The sequence below is a fragment of the Streptomyces sennicomposti genome, assembly GCF_019890635.1.
Lineage (GTDB): Bacteria > Actinomycetota > Actinomycetes > Streptomycetales > Streptomycetaceae > Streptomyces > Streptomyces sennicomposti.
Map to the genome: position 1 here is coordinate 16,469 of NZ_JAIOAB010000059.1, position 18,295 is coordinate 34,763.

The window sequence follows — 18,295 nt, forward strand, 5'->3', positions numbered from 1 at the left end:
CCGCTCCTCCCCTGGTGGGAGGAGCGGGGACTGAGGCCCGGCCGACGCTCGCGTCGCCTCAGGGGGCGAGGTCCGTGACCGGGCTCGCGGTCCGGCCCGCGGTCTTCGGCTGCTGCTGGGTGATGCAGTGCACGCCTCCGCCGCCCGCGAAGATCGTACGGGCGTCCACCAGGGTGACCGTGCGGTGCGGGAAGAGGCGGCGGAAGGTGGCCGCCGCCTCCTCGTCGCGGGGGTCGTCGAAGGCGCAGAGGATCACCGCGTCGTTGCAGAGGTAGTGGTTGATGTAGGAGTAGTCGGCCCAGTGGCCGTCCGCCTCCAGGGCCGTCGGGGCGGCGATCTCCACGACCTCCAGGGGGCGGCCCTGCGCGTCGGTGGCGGACCTGAGGAGGCCGATGACCTCCTTGGTGACCTCGTGGTCCGGGTGGGCCGGGTCCGGCTGGTGGTGGGCGACGACCACGCCGGGGCGGGCGAAGGCGGCGACGATGTCCACATGGCCGAGGGTGCCGTAGCCGTACGGGGGGTAGTCGCCGGTCAGGCCGCGCGGCACCCAGATCGCCTTCTCGGTGCCGAGGTGGGCGTGGATCTCCGCCTCGACCTGCTCCTTGGTCCAGTGCGGGTTGCGCTCCGGGCCGAGCTGCACGGTCTCGGTGAGCAGGACGGTGCCCTCGCCGTCCACATGGATCGCGCCGCCCTCGTTGACCAGCTTCGAGGCGTACGTCCTCGCGCCCGCGAGGTCGGCGACATACGCGCCGATCTTGGAGTCGTGCTCCCAGCGCGCCCAGTCCTGCGCGCCCCAGCCGTTGAACGTCCAGTCCACGGCGGCCAGTTCACCGTTGTCGTTGGTGAGGAAGGTGGGGCCGATGTCGCGCATCCAGGCGTCGTCCAGGTCGCGTTCGACCGTCTCGACGTCCTCGCCGAGCAGGGCGCGGGCCTCGGCGGACTGGCCGGGGCCGCACACCACGGTGACCGGTTCGAAGCGGCGGATCGCGCGGGCGACCGACGCCCAGGCGGCGCGGGCCTCGGCGACCTCCTCGGCGGTGTCGAAGGTCGGGTTGGGGCCCGGCCAGGCCATCCAGGTGCGCTCGTGCGGCGTCCACTCGGCGGGCATGCGGAAGCCGTCGGCGGCGGGGGTGGTCATGTGTGTGGGTCCTTAGCGGGAGTTCGGCCCTTGAAAGCCCCGGGGGCAGGGGGCCTACAGGAAGTACAGGCGGTTGAGGGAGACGGAGTCGGCGGGCGCGGAGCGCAGCGGGTCGCCGTCGAGGGTGACCAGGCCGGTGCGCTGGTCCACGTCGACCGCCCCGGTACGGGAGTTGAGCCGCAGGTCGGCCGGGCCGATGCCGCGGGTGTTCCGGACGGCGACCCGGCGCCTGCGGGTGGGCATCGTGTCGTGGCCCTGGTCGAGCGCGGCCTGCGCCACGAAGGCCACCGAGATCTCGGCGGGGGTGGCGCCGTGCGCGCCGAACTGCGGCCCGAGGACGAGGGGTTCGCAGGTGTCGGTGGCCGCGTTGGGGTCGCCGACCACGCCGTACGCCGGGAAGCCCGACTTCAGCACCAGCTGCGGCTTGGCGCCGAAGTACTCGGGCCGCCACAGCACGATGTCGGCGAGCTTGCCCACCTCCAGCGAGCCGACCTCGTGCGAAAGTCCGTGCGCGATGGCCGGGTTGACGGTCAGCTTGGCGATGTAGCGCAGCACGCGGGCGTTGTCGTCGCCCTCGCCGTCGCCGTCGACCGGGCCCAGCTCGGCCTTCATCTTGCCGGCCATCGCGAAGGTGCGGCGCACGGTCTCGCCGGCCCGGCCCATGCCCTGCGCGTCGGAGGAGGTGATGCCGATCGCGCCCAGGTCGTGCAGCACGTCCTCGGCGCCCATGGTCCCGGCCCGGATGCGGTCGCGGGCCATCGCCGCGTCGCCGGGCAGATCGGTCTTCAGGTCGTGGACGGAGACGATCATGCCGTAGTGCTCGGCGACCGCGTCCCGGCCGAACGGCAGGGTGGGGTTGGTGGAGGAGCCGATGACGTTCGGGACGCCCGCCATCTTCAGCACGTTGGGGACGTGCCCGCCGCCGCAGCCCTCGATGTGGAAGGCGTGGATGGTGCGTCCCTCCAGGACGCGCAGGGTGTCCTCGACCGACAGGCACTCGTTCAGCCCGTCGCTGTGCAGGGCGACCTGCACGTCGTGCTCCTCGGCGACGCGCAGCGCGGTGTCCAGGGCGCGGGTGTGGGCGCCCATGTCCTCGTGCACCTTGAAGCCGGACGCGCCGCCCTCCGCCAGCGCCTCGATCAGCGGGGCCTCGTGCGAGGACGAACCCCGGCCCAGGAAGCCGATGTTGACCGGCCACGCGTCGAAGGCGCCGAAGGCGTGCTTGAGCGCCCACGGCGAGTTGACGCCCACCCCCCACACCGGCCCGAACTCCTGGCCGATGATCGTGGTCACGCCGGAGGCCAGCGAGGCCTCCATGATGCGCGGCGACAGCAGGTGCACATGGGTGTCCACGGCGCCGGCGGTCGCGATCAGGCCCTCGCCGGAGACGATGGTCGTCCCCGTGCCGACGACCACGTCCACCCCGTCGAGCGTGTCCGGGTTCCCGGCCCGGCCGATCGAGCAGATCCGGCCCTCGCGGATGCCGATGGACACCTTGCGGATGCCCTGCACCGCGTCGATCACGACGACGTTGCTGATCACCACGTCACAGGTGTCGCGGACGGCGGCGGCCTTGAGGTGCAGTCCGTCGCGGGCCGTCTTGCCGAAGCCGGCCAGGAACTCGTCGCCGTAGCGCTGCGCGTCGGACTCCACGCGGACGACGAGTCCCGAGTCGCCGAGGCGGACGCGGTCGCCGGCGCGGGGGCCGTGGGTGGCGGCGTAGGCGTACGGGTCGATGTGGATCGCCCGGCTCACCTCGCGTCCCTTGGAGCGGCTCATCGATCGCCTCCTTCCGGCGATTTCGGTCCGTACGGTGCTTCGGGTCCTCGCGGTGCTGCGGGTGCTTGCGGCGCTTCCGGCGCTTCGGGCACCTCCGGCGTGACGCCCAGGTAGCCGCAGGCGGCGGCCCGGCGCAGGGCCTCCGCCTTCGCCCCGGGCGCGTCCAGCGGGCCGTCGACCAGTCCGGCGAAGCCGATCGCGACGCGCGCGCCGCCGATCGGGACGAGACCGACCTCGGCGCTCTCCCCCGGCCCGAACCGCACCGACGACCCGGCCGGTACCGCGAGGCGCATGCCGTAGGCGGCGGCACGGTCGAAGTCCAGGCGCGGATTGGCCTCGAAGAAGTGGAAGTGCGAGGTGACGGAGACGGGGACGGCCGCGGTGTTGGTGACCGTGAGGCACACGGCCGGCTCGGGGTCGGCGTGCTGCGGTCCCGGCAGCAGCGCGCCCGGCGCCCGGTCGCCCAGGCTGCCGCCGGCCAGCGGGTCGGTGACGATCGCGAGCCGGGAGCCGTCGTCGAAGACGGCCTCCACATGGACCTCGGTGACCACGTCGGCCACACCCGGCAGCACGTCGTCCGGGCCGAGCACCGTACGGGCGCGCTCGATCGCCTCGGCGAGGCGGGCGCCGTCGCGGGCGGCCTCGCACACCGTGTCGGCGATCAGGGCGGTGGCCTCCGGCACGTTGAGCCTGAGGCCGCGGGCCCGGCGGGCGCGGGCCAGTTCGGCGGCCCCGAAGAGCAGCAGCCGGTCACGTTCGGTGGGGGTCAGTCGCACGCGTCGGCACCTCCTTGCCTCTCGCACTTTAGAACACCACTCTAAACGCGAAATCTCGGGAGGGGGAAGCGCTGCGGTGGCGCGTCGGTCATGTCACATTGAGCGGCGTTCTAAGGCGCGGGAGGAACGCCCGGCCGCCGTCCGGACACCCGGCCGCCCCGCCCTCGCCCCCGCCGATGGCCGACGCCCGGAAAACGAGAGGGCCGCCGCGGACGACACGTCCACGGCGGCCCCGGAGCCGGCGGCTCGCTCAGCCGATCTTGTGCATCCAGCCGTGCTTGTCCTCGGTGACACCGCGCTGGATGCCGAGCAGCGCCTCGCGCAGACGCAGGGTCACCTCGCCGGGCGTGCCGTCGCCGTGGGTCCAGCCGTCCGACTTGGTCTTGACGTGGCCGATCGGGGTGACCACGGCGGCGGTGCCGCAGGCGAAGACCTCGGTGAGCGAGCCGGAGGCGGCGTCGGCCCGCCACTGCTCCAGGGTGATCACGCCCTCCTCGGCGGTGAGACCGAGGTCGCGGGCGACCTGGAGGAGGGAGTCGCGGGTGATGCCCTCCAGGATGGAGCCGCTCAGCTCGGGGGTGACGATCCGGTCGCCGTAGACGAAGGCGACGTTCATGCTGCCGCTCTCCTCGACCTTGGTGCGGGTCACCGCGTCGAGGTAGACGACCTGGTCGCAGCCGTGCGCGGCGGCCTCGGCCTGGGGCAGCAGGGAGGCCGCGTAGTTGCCGCCGGTCTTGGCGTCGCCGGTGCCGCCGGGCACCGCGCGGACGTGGTCCTCGGCGACCCAGATGGTGACCGGCTTGACGCCGCCGGCGAAGTAGGCGCCGGAGGGCGAGGCGATCAGCATGAACAGGTACTCGTTGGCCGGGTGGACGCCGAGACCGGTCTCCGAGGCGAACATGAACGGCCGCAGGTACAGGGACTCCTCGCCGCCGTGCGGCGGGACCCAGTCGGCGTCCTGCGCCAGCAGCGCGTCCAGCGCCTCGATGAACAGCTCCTCCGGCAGCTCGGCCATGGCCATGCGGCGGGCGGAGTTGCGGAACCGGCGGGCGTTGGCCTCCGGGCGGAAGACCGCGACCGAGCCGTCGGGCTGGCGGTACGCCTTGAGCCCCTCGAAGATCTCCTGGCCGTAGTGGAGGACGTGGCAGGAGGGGTCGATGGAGATCGGGCCGTACGGGACGAGCTGCGCGTCGTGCCAGCCGCGGCCCTCGGTCCACCGGATCGTCACCATGTGGTCGGTGAAGTGGCGGCCGAACCCGGGGCTGGCCAGGATCGCCTCACGCTCGGCGGCGGACAGCGGATTGGCGGAGGGCTTGAGCTCGATCGTGGGCGTCGTCATGAGTGGATGTCCTTCACCGGTTGTCGTGACGGGCCGCATTCACGCCCGCACGACCGTCGCCGGTCAGTGGTTGGACGTCCGAGCATTCCCTCATACCGCGGCTCCGCGTTCGATTATCGCGCGGGGCCTGCGGCGGACGGAATCGGGGTGAAGGCGGCCCGGGGTTCGATGGTGGCACCCGGCGGCGGACGGAAGAAAGCCGCCGGGCGCGGAATGCGACCCGACGGCTTCGCTGGTTCGAGCGGCCTGGGGGTCCCACCCAGGCTCCTCAGGCTCTGGGGGAGGTCAGCCGGCTACTCGTCCGGCGAGCGCGTCGCCGATCTCGGAGGTGCTGCGCGCGGGCAGCCCGCCGCGTTCCGCGAGGTCGGCGGAGACGGCGTCCTCGATCCGGGTCGCCTCGGCCTCGTAGCCGAGGTGGCGCAGGAGCAGGGCGACGGAGAGGACCGTGGCGGTCGGGTCGGCCTTGCCCTGGCCGGCGATGTCCGGGGCCGAGCCGTGCACGGGCTCGAACATGGACGGGAACTCGCCGCTCGGGTTGATGTTGCCCGAGGCGGCCACGCCGATGCCGCCGGAGACGGCCGCGGCGAGGTCGGTGATGATGTCGCCGAAGAGGTTGTCGGTGACGATGACGTCGAAGCGCTCGGGCTGGGTGACCAGGTAGATCGTGGCGGCGTCGACGTGGATGTACTCGGTGGTGACCTCGGGGTGTTCCTCGGCCACCTTGTTGAAGATGTTCGTCCACAGGTGGCCGGCGAAGGTCAGCACGTTGTTCTTGTGGACCAGCGTGAGCTTCTTGCGCGGGCGGGCCTGGGCGCGGGCGAAGGCGTCGCGGACCACGCGCTCGACACCGAAGGCCGTGTTGACGGAGACCTCGGTGGCGACCTCGTGCTCGGTGCCCTTGCGGATGGTGCCGCCGTTGCCCGTGTAGGGGCCCTCGGTGCCTTCGCGGACGACGACGAAGTCGATCTGCGGGTCGCCGGCGAGCGGGGTGGCGACGCCGGGCAGGAGCTTGCTCGGGCGCAGGTTGACGTGGTGGTCGAAGGCGAAGCGGAGCTTGAGCAGGAAGCCGCGCTCCAGGACGCCCGAGGGCACCGACGGGTCGCCGATGGCGCCGAGCAGGATCGCGTCGTGCGCCTTGAGGGCGTCGAGGTCGGCGTCGGTGAGGGTCTCGCCCGTGGCGTGGTAGCGCCGGGCGCCGAAGTCGAACTCCTTGGTCTCGAGCTTCACGTCCTGCGGGAGGACGGCGGTCAGGACCTTGAGGCCCTCGGCCACGACTTCCTGGCCGATGCCGTCACCGGGGATCACTGCGAGATCGATGCTGCGAGACATATCGGCACCCTAGCGGCTCGTCCCGAGAGATGACACAACACGTCCACCATATGGACGGCCCTCCGGGTCCCGGCACCCGTCCGCCGGGACGGCGCGCCGCACCCGGCCGGGGCCTTGCGGCGACCGGCCGGTGAGGCGGGCCGAGGCTGACGGCGGCCGAGGTCAGTGGCCGGTCTGGCCACCGTTGTCGCGGCGGTCGAGGGCGCGCTGGAGGGCGGCGGCGGCGTTCTTGCGGTCGGACTCGCTCGTACGGGAGACGTGGCGGACTCGGCGGCGGACGGTCGTCTCGGCCATGAGGGATCGACTCCTTCGAGGAACCCACGGAGCGCGTGGGGCAGAGGGGGGTTGCGAGACGCCGGAGTGGGCGGGGAGCGCGGTGCCGCAGGGGTGGCCTGCACAGGGCCCGGCTCACGACCGCCGATCGCTGGATCGAGCGTGACGTTCGGCTCCTACAAAAGTAAGGGAGGAGCACGCGGCTGTCTGCATAATTACTTGGGCTTCCTACTATCTGAGACAGTGATCGTCTCGCACCCCCGGTGACCTGCGGTTTCCCCGGAACCGCGTCAGAGCACGTCGCCGTCGCGCCAGTCGAAGAGCAGTTCGGCGCCGGTGTCGTCCGCGTCCGCCGGCGCGGGCCACACATAGGTGGAGCCCTCCTCCTCGGGCAGCCGCACCACGCCCTGCGGGCCGACCGCGTGCAGCGGCCCCGCCCACGCCCGCCAGCCCCGCGCCGTGTACAGCGGGGCGCCCGCCTCGCTCGCGGAGAGCGCGCCGAACGCGTAGGCGCGCCGGACGACCTCCTCCAGGGCGGTCATGATCCCGCCGCCGATCCCGGTGCGCCGTACGTCCCGCCGGACGGCGACCCCCTCGACGTACCCGACCCGCCGCCACCGCCCCCGGTGGCGCACCCGGCGCTGGACCACGGAGCCGTGCCCGGCGAGCCCCCGCCCGTCGTGGGCGAGGGCGTGGACGCCGCCCAGGGTGTGGTCCCAGTCGTCGTCGCCGAAGTCCCCCTCGAAGGCGTCGTCCAGCAGGGCGCGCACGGCCCGGAGTTCGGCGGGGGTCAGCTCGGCGGTGTGGGCGGTGCGGATCGGAAGGGTCATCGGGCCAGTGTCCGGGCGGCCGGCGGCCGCGTGCGAGCCCATTTCCGGCGTCCGGCGGCCAGGTGCGAGCCCTTTTCCAGCGGCCGGCCGCCGCGTGCGAGCCCCTTTTCCGGCGGCCGGGCGCAGGCCCCGCCTCGGCGGCCCCGCCTCGCCCACCCGGCTGATCCTCGCCGCGACAGGGGGCATCGGGGTGCGGCGCGGGAACGGTGAGGGCATGAACGACACGGCCAAGGCACTTCTGGAGGGCGGCCCGCAGGACCTGCCCGAGCGGATCGTCGCGCGTCCGGCGCCGGGCGAGGACGTGAAGATCGAGCTGCGCAACGGCTACGAGCACTTCCGGCCGACCGAGCGCCGGGCGGACACGCCGCAGGGCACGCTGCCGGTGTACGAGTGGTGGGAGCGCACGGAGATGCCCGGCTAGCGCGCCCACCACGGGCACGGCCGCCGCCGGGTACGCGAACGGGCCGGGTCCCAGCGGACCCGGCCCGTCGGCATGCCCCGCGCGTCGGCTCACGCGCGCGGCACGGCGCCTCAGCCCATGTGCGGGTAGGTGTAGTCGGTCGGCGAGACCAGCGACTCCTTGATGGCGCGGGTCAGCGTCCAGCGCATCAGGTTCTGCGGGGCGCCGGCCTTGTCGTTGGTGCCGGAGGCACGGCCGCCGCCGAAGGGCTGCTGGCCGACCACGGCGCCGGTCGACTTGTCGTTGATGTAGAAGTTGCCGGCCGCGTAGCGCAGCTTCTCCATCGTGTACGCCGCCGCCGCGCGGTCGTTGGCGATGACCGAGCCGGTGAGGGCGTAGTCCGACACCGACTCCATCTGGGTCAGCATCTCGTCGTACTCGTCGTCCTCGTAGACGTACACGGCGAGGATCGGGCCGAAGTACTCGGTGGTGAAGACCTCGTTCTCCGGGTCGGTGCACTCGATGACGGTCGGGCGGACGAAGTAGCCGACCGAGTCGTCGTAGCTGCCGCCGGCGACGATCGTGCAGGCCGGGTCGGCCTTGGCGCGGTCGATGGCGGCCTTGTTCTTGGCGAAGGAGCGCTCGTCGATGACCGCGCCGATGAAGTTCGACAGGTCGGTGACGTCGCCCATGGCGAGGCCGTCCACCTCGGCGGCGAACTCCTCCTTGAAGCCCGAGTTCCAGATGGAGGCCGGGATGTACGCGCGCGAGGTCGCCGAGCACTTCTGGCCCTGGTACTCGAAGGCGCCGCGGGTCAGCGCGGTCTTCAGCACAGCGCGGTCGGCGCTCGGGTGGGCGACGACGAAGTCCTTGCCGCCGGTCTCGCCGACCAGACGCGGGTAGGAGCGGTACTTCTCGATGTTGTTGCCGACCGTCTTCCACAGGTGCTGGAAGGTCTTGGTCGAGCCGGTGAAGTGGATGCCGGCCAGGTCGCGGTGGTTCAGGGCGACCTCGGAGACCTCGATGCCGTCGCCGGTGAGCAGGTTGATGACGCCCTTGGGCAGACCCGCCTCCTCCAGCAGCCGCATCAGCAGCACGGCGGCGTGCGTCTGGGTCGGGGACGGCTTCCAGATCACCACGTTGCCCATGAGGGCGGGCGCGGTGGGCAGGTTGGCGGCGATCGCCGAGAAGTTGAACGGCGTGATCGCGTAGACGAAGCCCTCCAGCGGGCGGTGGTCCAGACGGTTCCACACGCCCGGCGAGTTGGCCGGGGGCTGCTCGGCCAGGATCTGGCGGGCGTAGTGGACGTTGAAGCGCCAGAAGTCGACCAGCTCGCAGGGGCTGTCGATCTCGGCCTGCTGGGCCGTCTTGGACTGGCCGAGCATGGTGGAGGCGGCGATGGTCTCGCGCCAGGGGCCGGCCAGCAGCTCGGCGGCGCGCAGGATGATCGCGGCGCGGTCGTCGAAGGACATGGCGCGCCAGGCCGGGGCCGCGGCCAGGGCGGCGTCGACGGCGTCCTGGGCGTCCTGCTTGGTCGCGTTGCGGTAGGTGCCGAGGACGGCCTTGTGGTTGTGCGGCTGCACGACCTCGAAGGCCTCGCCGCCGCCCAGGCGCTTCTCGCCGCCGATGGTGCAGGGCAGCTCGATCGGGTTCTCGGCCAGCTCCTTGAGCTTGGCCTCCAGCCGGGCGCGCTCGGGCGAACCGGGGGCGTAGCCGTGCACCGGCTCGTTGACCGGGGTGGGGACCTGGGTCACAGCGTCCATGTGTTCCGTAACTCCTTGAGGTGAGCGGTGTTGCGGGCGTGGGTGCGGTGGGCTCAGCCCTTGCCGACCGTCGATCGGACGGAGAAGCGCGGGTCGGCCGGCTTCTCCGAGACGGCGCATGCTGTGCGTGCCCGGGGGCGAGCCCCGGACCCCCGGCGGGGGGTGTGGCACAGCCCTGGCCGGTCAGCCTCGGCTGAGCATGCTCCGCACGAAGAAGCGCAGGTTGGCCGGCTTCTCCGCGAGACGGCGCATGAAGTAGCCGTACCAGTCGGTGCCGTAGGCGGTGTAGACGCGCATCCGGTGGCCCTCGGCGGCCAGCCGCAGGTGTTCGTCGCCGCGGATGCCGTAGAGCATCTGGAACTCGTACTCGTCCAGCTTGCGGCCGGCCGTCCGGGCGAGTTCCTGGGCTATGGAGATCAGCCGCGGGTCGTGCGAGCCGATCATCGGGTACCCCTCGCCCTCCATGAGGGTCTTCAGGATCCGGACGTACGCCTTGTCGATCTCGTGCTTGTTCTGGTAGGCGACCTCGGCGGGCTCCTTGTAGGCGCCCTTCACCAACCGTACGCGGCTGCCGGCCTCGGCGAGGCGGCGCGCGTCGGCCTCGGTGCGGAACAGGTAGGCCTGGATGACGCAGCCGGTCTGCGGGAAGTCCTTCCGCAGCTCCTCGTGGATGGCGAACATCGAGTCGAGGGTGGTGTGGTCCTCGGCGTCCAGGGTGACCGTGGTGCCGATGGCGGCGGCGGCCTCGACGACCGGGCGGACGTTGGCGAGGGCCAGCTCGTGGCCGCCGGGCAGCGCCTGGCCGAACATGGAGAGCTTGACGGACATCTCGACCCGCGGGCCGAGGTCCAGGTCCTTGATGTGGTCGATCAGGGCCAGGTAGGCGTCGCGGGCGGCGGTGGCCTGCTCGGGGGTGGTGATGTCCTCGCCGACCACGTCCATGGTCAGCTCCAGGCCCTTGGCCGTGAGGTCCTCGATGATCGGGACGATGTCCGTCACGGTCTCGCCGGGGATGAAGCGGTCCACGACCTGCTTGGTCACCGGGGCCGCCGAGATCAGACGTCGCATCCGGTCGCTGCGCGACGCGGCAAGAATCACGGGACCCAGCACGGGAACCTCCACAACAGTCAGTCAAAAGGCCGATACCCGTCCATTCGGGAACGGCACGGAGAACCACTGTGAAAGCTAAGGAACCCTCCGATCCTCTGCCATCGACAGCTGTCACGCATCAGCGGAGTCGATCTCAGACAGATGTATGAAGGCCCTGCGGAAGTGCGGGAGAATGGCCGGATGACGGCGGCGTACAAGGGTGACTACCAGGAGCTGGTGGACGAGATCTCGGAGCTGCTCGGCGCCCCGGCCACCCTGGAGAGCCGCACCTTCGAGCTGATCGCGTTCGGCGCCTACGACAGCGAAGGCGACCTGGACCCCTCCGCCCTGGACCCGGTGCGCACCCGCTCGATCCTCACCCGCCGCTCCACGGCCGCGGTGCGCCGCTGGTTCGAGGGATTCGGCATCACCCGGGCGACCGGCCCGGTGCGCATCCCGCCCACTCCGGAGGCGGGCGTGTACCGGGGCCGGATCTGCCTGCCGGTACGCCATCGGGGGGTCGTCCTCGGCTACGTCTGGCTGCTGGACGACGATCCCGGGCCGAGCGAGCAGCAACTGGCCGCCGCGATGCTGGTGACCGGGCGGATCGGCGCGCTGCTGGCGGACGAGGCGCAGCACGGCGCGGATCTGACCCGGGAGCTGCGGGCGGTGCTGACCGCGGAACGGGGCTGGCCGCGCGACATGGCGGTGGCCGAGCTGCGGACGGCGCTGGGGGCGCGGGCGGACGGGCCGCATACGGTGGTGTGCGTGGCGCCGTGGCCCTCGGCCGACCCGGACGACGCCCCCTCGGTGCGGACGCTGCCGGGCGCGACGGCCCTGTGCACGGTGCCGTGGGGCACGACCGCGCAGTGCCTGGCGGTGCTGGTGCGGCTGCGCTCGCCGGAGACGCTGACCGGCGCGGTGTCGGCGGCGACCCGGCTGCTGGAGCAGGCGGAGGCGGGCGCGGTGCCGGCGGACGGCGGGGCGGGGCGCGGGCCGACGGCGGCCGGGGGCGCGGGCGGGCGGACGGCGGCCGGGGTGGCCGCCGGGCGGATCGGGCTCGCCGATCTGGCCGCCGCCTGGGCGGAGGCGTCGGCGGCGGCCCGCGCCGCTCTGGCCGAGCCCCGGCTCGGGCCGGTCGCCGAGTGGGCGCGGATCGGCCCGTACCGCCTGCTCACGTCGCTGCCCCCGCACGCCACGCACGACGCGGTGACCGGCCCGCTGCTGGCCCCCGGCCACCAGGAGCTGGCCCGCACCGCCGAGGTGTACCTCGACTGCGCGGGCCAGGCCGGCCGCACCGCCGCCGAGCTGGGCATCCACCGGCAGACGCTGTACTACCGGCTGTCCCGGGTGGAGCAGCTGACCGGTCTCGACCTGGACGACGGCGAGGACCGCCTGCTGCTGCACATGGCCCTGAAGGCGGCGCGGCTCTAGTTCGCGGCCGGGCGCTCCGCCGGAGCAGCCGCCTTGCGCTCCTCCGCGACGCCCACGCCCCCGTCTCCCGTGGCCCCGGCGTCCCGCTTTCCCGTGACGCCCGCGATCACCCGGCGCAGGCCCTCGGTGAGCTGGTCGGCGTGGGTGGCGGTGCCGGGGTCGAAGAGCCACTGGACCATGAGGCCCTGGAGGAGGGTCTGGTAGAGACGGCCCTCGGTGTCGACGGTGTCCTTGTCGAGGTCGGCCTCCGGGACGTCGGTGAACAGCGGGACGATGCCCGAGCGCCCCTCCTCCTGGGCCTGCGCGAGCAGCTTGCGCACCTCGGGCATGCGGTCGCCCTGGAAGATCAGCTCGAAGCTGATCATCCAGATGGCGCGCGACTCGGGCACGGAGCGGATGATGCTCGCCCACACCTCCTGGAAGCGCTCCAGCGAACCGGCGCGGGTGCCGGTGCCGCCGTCCGCCCCCCAGTCGGGGCCGTACCCGTCGCCCATCTCCTGGACCAGGGAGATGTACGCCTCCACCAGCAGCGCGTCCTTCGAGCCGTAGTGGTAGCCGATCGAGGCGAGGTTGGTCCCCGACTCCTTGACGATGTCGCGCGCGGTCGTGCGCAGGAAGCCCTTGGCCAGCAGGCAGCGCTTCGCGCCCTCCAGCAGATCCTCACGATGTCCCATGCCGACCACCCTACCCACCGTCCATACGACCGTCCCAGACGGCTGTCCTATACATCTGTTCTAGACAAGCGTTTAAGACGCTTGTACATTCCCTGTCATGACGAACCCGACGAGCACCACCCCGGGCGCGGCCGGACGGGCCGGCCGCCGTGAATGGACCGCGATGGGCGTGCTGATGCTGCCGCTGCTGCTGGTCTCGATGGACGTCTCGGTCCTCTACTTCGCCATCCCGTCGATCAGCGCCGATCTGCGGCCGAGCGGCACCCAGCAGCTGTGGATCTTCGACATCTACGCGTTCGTGCTGGCCGGCCTGCTGATGACGATGGGCTCGCTCGGCGACCGCGTCGGCCGCCGCCGGCTGCTGCTGACGGGCGCCGCCGCCTTCGGCGCGGCCTCGCTGGTCGCGGCGTACGCGGACAGCGCCGGGACCCTGATCGCCGCCCGCGCGGTCCTCGGCATCGGCGGCGCGACCCTGATGCCCTCGACGATGGCGATCCTCCGCACGATGTTCACCGACCCCGGCCAGCGGGCGAAGGCGATCGGCGTCTGGTCCGGCGTCATGACCGGCGGCATCGCGCTCGGTTCGGTGCTCAGCGGCGTGCTGGTGCAGTACTTCTGGTGGGGCTCGGTCTTCCTGGTCAACCTGCCCGCGATGGTGCTGCTGCTGGTGCTCGGCCCGATCCTGCTGCCCGAGTCGAAGAACCCCGCGCCCGGCCGCTTCGACTTCGTCAGCGTGCCGCTGTCGATGGCCGCGGTGCTGCCCGTGGTCTACGGCCTGAAGGAGATCGCCGCCGAGGGCGCGCACCCGCTGTACGTCGTCTCAATCACCGTCGGCCTGCTCTTCGGCGCCCTCTTCGTCCGGCGTCAGCGCACGGCCGCCTCGCCGATGATCTCCCCGGCCCTGTTCCGCGGCGGGGCCTTCGCCCCGGCGGTGGCGCTCAACCTGGTCTCGGCGCTGGCGATGATGGGCTCGGCGTACTTCACCACGCAGTACCTGCAGTCGGTGCTCGGCAAGAGCGCGCTGGAGGCGGCCCTGTGGGCGCTGCTGCCCTCGGTGCCGATCGGGCTGGCGGCGCCGGCGGCGGTCCACCTGGTGCAGAGGGGCGTCAACCGGGCGTATGTCGTCACGGCGGGCTTCGCGATCGCCGCCGTCGGCTACGGACTGCTGGCGCTGACCGGCACGGACTCGCTCTGGCTGCTGCTGGCCGGGTGCGCGGTGCTCGCCTCCGGGATCACGATGGTGATGTCCCAGATGACCGACCTGGCGATGAGCGCGGTCCCGGTGGAGCGGGCGGGCACGGCGTCGTCGCTGCTGGAGACGGGGCAGGAGTTCGGCGGCGCGCTGGGGATGGCGGTGCTCGGCTCCATCGGCACGGCGGTCTACCGCCACGAGATGCCGGCCGGCGCCCCCGCCCCGGCCCGCGAGACCCTCGGCTCCGCCCTCGCGATCGCCGACCGCCTCTCGGGCGAGAGCGGCACGGCGCTGGCGACGGCGGCCCGCCATGCCTTCACCACGGGGATGCACGGCGCGGCGGTCGCGTCGACGGCGATCCTGCTGCTGGCGGCGGTGGCCGCGGCGACGACCCTGCGGAAGGTCCAGGTCAGGGCTCCGGAGGCGGAGTCCGGGGCCGGGTCCGCGTCCGAGCGGACGGAGGCGGCGGAGACGGCGGTCTGACGACCCGCGGCGGACGGCGAAGGCGGCGGAGAGGCAGGATCTCCCACTCCCCCGCCGCACAGGAAAAGGCGTGGGCGGAGCTGGACATCCAGCTCCGCCCACGCCTTTACGACTCCGGGTCGGCATCCCCAGCCCGTCCGGCGCTTGAGGACGAGGCCGTTCAGGCCGACAGCGGGGGTCTGGGGGCGGCAGCCCCCAGGGACGGCAACCTCACACCAGGTTCACCGACCGAGCAGACGTAGCCCCGATCTCCGCCGAAACTTCGGAAAGCACCGCCGGCGGCACCGTGTCGTCCACCGTGAGGACGGCCAGCGCCTCGCCGCCGACCGCCGCGCGGGCGACCTGCATACCGGCGATGTTGACGCCCGCCTCGCCGATGATCCGGCCCACCGTGCCGACGACGCCGGGACGGTCCTCGTAACGCAGGACGACCATGTGGTCGGCGAGCGCGAGGTCCACGTCGTACTCGCCGACGGCGACGATCTTCTGGACGTGCTTGGGGCCGGCCAGCGTGCCGGAGACCGAGATCTCCTCGCCGTCGGCGAGGGTGCCGCGCACGGTGACGACGTTGCGGTGGTCGGCGGACTCGCTGCTCGTGGTCAGCCGTACCTCCACGCCGCGCTCCTGCGCGAACAGCGGGGCGTTGACGTAGGAGACGGTCTCGTCCACCACGTCCTCGAAGACGCCCTTGAGGGCGGACAGCTCCAGCACCTTGACATCGTGCTGGGTGATCTCGCCGTAGACCTCGACGTCGAGGCGGACGGCCACCTCGCCGGCGAGGGCGGTGAAGATGCGGCCCAGGCGCTCGGCGAGCGGCAGGCCCGGCTTGACGTCCTCGGCGATGACGCCGCCCTGGACGTTGACCGCGTCGGGCACCAGCTCGCCGGCCAGAGCCAGGCGCACCGACTTGGCGACGGCGATGCCCGCCTTCTCCTGCGCCTCGTCGGTGGAGGCGCCGAGGTGCGGGGTGCAGACCACCTGGTCGAACTCGAACAGCGGGGAGTCGGTGCAGGGCTCCTTGGCGTACACGTCGAGGCCCGCGCCGGCGACCCGTCCCTCCTTGAGCGCCGAGTACAGCGCCTCCTCGTCCACGATGCCGCCGCGCGCGGCGTTGACGATGCGCACGCTCGGCTTGACCTTGTGCAGCGCCTCCTCGCCGATGAGGCCGAGGGTCTCGGGGGTCTTGGGCAGGTGGACGGTGATGAAGTCGGAGACCTCCAGCAGCTCGTCCAGGGTCAGCACCTTGACGCCCATCTGCGCGGCCCGCGCGGGCTGGACGTACGGGTCGTAGGCGACGACCTTCATGCCGAAGGCGGACATGCGCTGGGCGACCAGGGCGCCGATGCGGCCGAGGCCGACGACGCCGAGGGTCTTCTCGGCCAGCTCGACGCCGGTGTACTTGCTGCGCTTCCACTCGCCGTTCTTCAGCGCGGCGTTGGCCTGCGGGATGTTGCGCGCGGTGGCCAGCAGGAGGCCGCAGGCCAGCTCGGCGGCGGTCACGATGTTGGAGGTCGGCGCGTTGACGACCATCACGCCGGCCTTGGTGGCGGCGGAGACGTCGACGTTGTCCAGGCCGACGCCGGCGCGGGCGACGACCTTCAGCTTCTTGGCGGCGGCGACGGCCTCGGCGTCGACCTTGGTGGCCGAGCGGATCAGGATCGCGTCGACGTCGGCGATGGCGGGCAGCAGTTCGGCCCGGTCGGCGCCGTTGCAGTGCCGGATCTCGAAGTCGGGGCCGAGCGCGTCGACGGTGGCGGGCGACAGCTCTTCAGCGATGAGTACGACGGGTTTCGAGCTCACGTGAGTCCTCACAAGTCCAATGCGGACGGCCGTCCCGACGGCCGCAGGCGGTGGAGGGGCATGCCGCGTGGAAGACGCACGACGCTGTGGGCCTGACGCGTTGTTGTGCAGCAGTCTAGTGGCGTTGTGTGCCCTGCATTACTCCGCTGCGGAAGGATCACCCGTCCGTGGCTGGACGGGGTGGACAACGCTGCGAGCCGACCATGGACCGCGGCGTGGTCCCGGGGTCGGCGAAGGGGCCGACGAAAGGGGCCGGAGCATGGCTCCGGCCCGACAGGGGCTGTCGTCAGTCTCCCGCCTGCCTCGCGGGGAGACTGACGACAGCCCCTCGGCCCTGAGGCTTACGCCTCCTCGTTCACCCAGCTCATGAGCTTGCGCAGCTCCTTGCCGGTGGTCTCCAGCAGGTGCTCGGAGTCCTGCTTCTTGTATTCGTTGTACTTCTTCAGACCGCCGTGGTACTCGTCCATCCAGTTGCGGGCGAACGTGCCGTCCTGGATCTCGGCGAGGACCTTCTTCATCTCGGCCTTGGTGGCGTCGGTGATGATGCGCGGGCCGGTGACGTAGTCGCCCCACTCGGCGGTCTCGGAGATCGACCAGCGCATCTTCTCCAGGCCGCCCTCGTACATGAGGTCCACGATCAGCTTCAGCTCGTGCAGGCACTCGAAGTAGGCGATCTCGGGCTGGTAGCCCGCCTCGACCAGGGTCTCGAAGCCGGCCTTCACCAGGGCGGCGGTGCCGCCGCACAGCACGGCCTGCTCGCCGAAGAGGTCGGTCTCGGTCTCCTCGGTGAAGGTGGTCTTGATGACGCCGGCGCGGGTGCCGCCGATGCCCTTGGCGTACGACAGGGCCAGCGCGAACGCGTCGCCGGAGGCGTCCTGCTCGACGGCCACGATGCACGGGACGCCGCGGCCCTCCTCGTACTGACGGCGCACCAGGTGGCCCGGGCCCTTGGGGGCGACCATGCACACGTCCACGCCGGCCGGGGGCTTGATGAAGCCGTAGCGGATGTTGAGGCCGTGGCCGAAGAACAGCGCGTCGCCGTCCTTCAGGTTCGGGGCGATGTGCTCCTCGTAGACCTGGGCCTGGATCGGGTCCGGGACCAGGATCATGATGACGTCGGCCTCGGCGGCGGCCTCGGACGGGCTCACCACGCGCAGGCCCTGCTCCTCGGCCTTGGCCTTGGACTTGGAGCCCTCGTGCAGACCGACGCGCACGTCGACGCCCGAGTCGCGCAGCGACAGCGCGTGGGCGTGACCCTGGCTGCCGTAGCCGATGACCGCGACCTTGCGGCCCTGGATGATGGACAGGTCGGCGTCGGCGTCGTAGAACAGCTCGGCCACTTTGGGTTCTCTCCTTGGTGTGCAGGTTGTGCGTCCCACCGTATGCCGGTGAGGGGACGGGAAGTCTGGGGGTCTCGGCATACGGGCGGCGGTGTCGCCCGACCGCCCGAACGCGTCGTTACGCCGACCGGTCGAGAGCGCGCAGCGACCGGTCCGTGATCGAACGGGCGCCACGGCCGATCGCGATCGTGCCGGACTGGACCAGCTCCTTGATGCCGTACTGCTCCAGCATCTTGAGCATGGCGGACAGCTTGTCGCTGGACCCGGTGGCCTCGATGGTCACGGCCTCCGGGGAGACGTCGACGGTCTTGGCGCGGAACAGCTGGACGATCTCCACGACCTGCGAGCGCGTCTCGTTGTCGGCGCGCACCTTGACCAGGACGAGTTCGCGCTGGACGGCCTGGGTGGGCTCCAGCTCGACGATCTTGAGCACGTTGACCAGCTTGTTGAGCTGCTTGGTCACCTGCTCCAGCGGGAAGTCCTCGACGCTGACCACGATGGTGATGCGGGAGATGTCGGGGTGCTCGGTGACGCCGACCGCGAGCGAGTCGATGTTGAAGCCGCGGCGGGAGAACAGGGCGGTGATCCGGGCCAGGACGCCGGGGGTGTTCTCGACGAGGACCGAGAGGGTGTGCTTGGACATGGTTATCGCTCAG

General features: G+C 71.9%; 16 protein-coding genes. 3 read left to right on the forward strand and 13 right to left on the reverse strand.

Annotated features, from left to right (window positions below; all coding sequences use genetic code 11):
- Positions 1 to 58: 58 nt before the first annotated feature.
- The 7 genes from K7787_RS25660 to K7787_RS25685 all read right to left on the reverse strand — a co-directional run bounded on the left by K7787_RS25660 (position 59) and on the right by K7787_RS25685 (position 7,464).
- Entirely contained in the window at positions 59 to 1,138 is a 1,080-nt protein-coding gene (locus K7787_RS25660; protein ID WP_223003099.1) for an agmatine deiminase family protein, read from the reverse strand.
- A 54-nt stretch (positions 1,139 to 1,192) separates the two neighbouring features.
- Complete coding sequence (locus tag K7787_RS25665; protein ID WP_223003100.1) at positions 1,193 to 2,917, reverse strand: urease subunit alpha; 1,725 nt, start codon at positions 2,915 to 2,917, stop codon at positions 1,193 to 1,195.
- Complete coding sequence (gene ureA / locus K7787_RS25670; RefSeq protein WP_223003101.1) at positions 2,914 to 3,693, reverse strand: urease subunit gamma; 780 nt, start codon at positions 3,691 to 3,693, stop codon at positions 2,914 to 2,916. Before ureA ends, K7787_RS25665 begins: the two co-directional genes overlap by 4 nt.
- 250 nt (positions 3,694 to 3,943) lie before the next feature.
- Positions 3,944 to 5,032 (reverse strand): branched-chain amino acid aminotransferase, encoded by a 1,089-nt coding sequence (locus K7787_RS25675; RefSeq protein ID WP_223003102.1) that lies wholly within the window; start codon positions 5,030 to 5,032, stop codon positions 3,944 to 3,946.
- A 285-nt stretch (positions 5,033 to 5,317) separates the two neighbouring features.
- Entirely contained in the window at positions 5,318 to 6,361 is a 1,044-nt protein-coding gene (locus K7787_RS25680) for a 3-isopropylmalate dehydrogenase (protein ID WP_223003103.1), read from the reverse strand.
- A gap of 162 nt (positions 6,362 to 6,523) precedes the next feature.
- Complete coding sequence (locus tag K7787_RS32175; RefSeq protein WP_086025501.1) at positions 6,524 to 6,655, reverse strand: hypothetical protein; 132 nt, start codon at positions 6,653 to 6,655, stop codon at positions 6,524 to 6,526.
- Positions 6,656 to 6,924: 269 nt separating this feature from the next.
- A complete protein-coding gene (locus K7787_RS25685) occupies positions 6,925 to 7,464 on the reverse strand; it encodes a GNAT family N-acetyltransferase (RefSeq protein WP_223003104.1) in 540 nt (179 codons plus the stop codon).
- A gap of 214 nt (positions 7,465 to 7,678) precedes the next feature.
- Here K7787_RS25685 and K7787_RS25690 point away from each other — a divergent pair, with 214 nt between their 5' ends.
- Entirely contained in the window at positions 7,679 to 7,885 is a 207-nt protein-coding gene (locus tag K7787_RS25690) for a DUF5988 family protein (protein ID WP_009190786.1), read from the forward strand.
- Positions 7,886 to 7,995: 110 nt separating this feature from the next.
- Here the strand turns inward: K7787_RS25690 and pruA are convergent, their stop codons facing one another.
- Together pruA and K7787_RS25700 are read right to left on the reverse strand one after the other, a co-directional pair.
- Positions 7,996 to 9,627 carry an L-glutamate gamma-semialdehyde dehydrogenase gene (pruA, locus tag K7787_RS25695; RefSeq protein ID WP_009190785.1) on the reverse strand — a complete coding sequence of 544 codons (1,632 nt, stop codon included), beginning with the start codon at positions 9,625 to 9,627 and terminating at the stop codon, positions 7,996 to 7,998.
- A 183-nt stretch (positions 9,628 to 9,810) separates the two neighbouring features.
- The gene (locus K7787_RS25700; protein WP_019983052.1) at positions 9,811 to 10,737 is read right to left on the reverse strand and encodes a proline dehydrogenase family protein; all 927 of its coding nucleotides are present in this window, start codon (positions 10,735 to 10,737) and stop codon (positions 9,811 to 9,813) included.
- Positions 10,738 to 10,917: 180 nt separating this feature from the next.
- Here K7787_RS25700 and K7787_RS25705 point away from each other — a divergent pair, with 180 nt between their 5' ends.
- Complete coding sequence (locus K7787_RS25705) at positions 10,918 to 12,150, forward strand: PucR family transcriptional regulator (RefSeq protein WP_223003105.1); 1,233 nt, start codon at positions 10,918 to 10,920, stop codon at positions 12,148 to 12,150.
- Here the strand turns inward: K7787_RS25705 and K7787_RS25710 are convergent.
- Entirely contained in the window at positions 12,147 to 12,824 is a 678-nt protein-coding gene (locus K7787_RS25710; protein WP_223003106.1) for a TetR/AcrR family transcriptional regulator, read from the reverse strand. The genes K7787_RS25705 and K7787_RS25710 overlap by 4 nt on opposite strands.
- Before the next feature lie 97 nt (positions 12,825 to 12,921).
- Between K7787_RS25710 and K7787_RS25715 the strand changes: the two genes are divergently transcribed.
- Positions 12,922 to 14,499: an MFS transporter gene (locus K7787_RS25715; RefSeq protein ID WP_223003107.1), complete on the forward strand. Its 1,578-nt coding sequence runs from the start codon at positions 12,922 to 12,924 to the stop codon at positions 14,497 to 14,499.
- Between the two features lie 210 nt (positions 14,500 to 14,709).
- Here the strand turns inward: K7787_RS25715 and serA are convergent, their stop codons facing one another.
- The 3 genes from serA to ilvN form a co-directional block, all read right to left on the reverse strand.
- A complete protein-coding gene (gene serA, locus K7787_RS25720) occupies positions 14,710 to 16,299 on the reverse strand; it encodes a phosphoglycerate dehydrogenase (protein ID WP_009190779.1) in 1,590 nt (529 codons plus the stop codon).
- Positions 16,300 to 16,640: 341 nt separating this feature from the next.
- Positions 16,641 to 17,639: a ketol-acid reductoisomerase gene (ilvC, locus tag K7787_RS25725; protein WP_009190778.1), complete on the reverse strand. Its 999-nt coding sequence runs from the start codon at positions 17,637 to 17,639 to the stop codon at positions 16,641 to 16,643.
- A gap of 118 nt (positions 17,640 to 17,757) precedes the next feature.
- Positions 17,758 to 18,282 carry an acetolactate synthase small subunit gene (gene ilvN / locus K7787_RS25730; protein WP_009190777.1) on the reverse strand — a complete coding sequence of 175 codons (525 nt, stop codon included), beginning with the start codon at positions 18,280 to 18,282 and terminating at the stop codon, positions 17,758 to 17,760.
- Positions 18,283 to 18,295 lie beyond the last annotated feature (13 nt).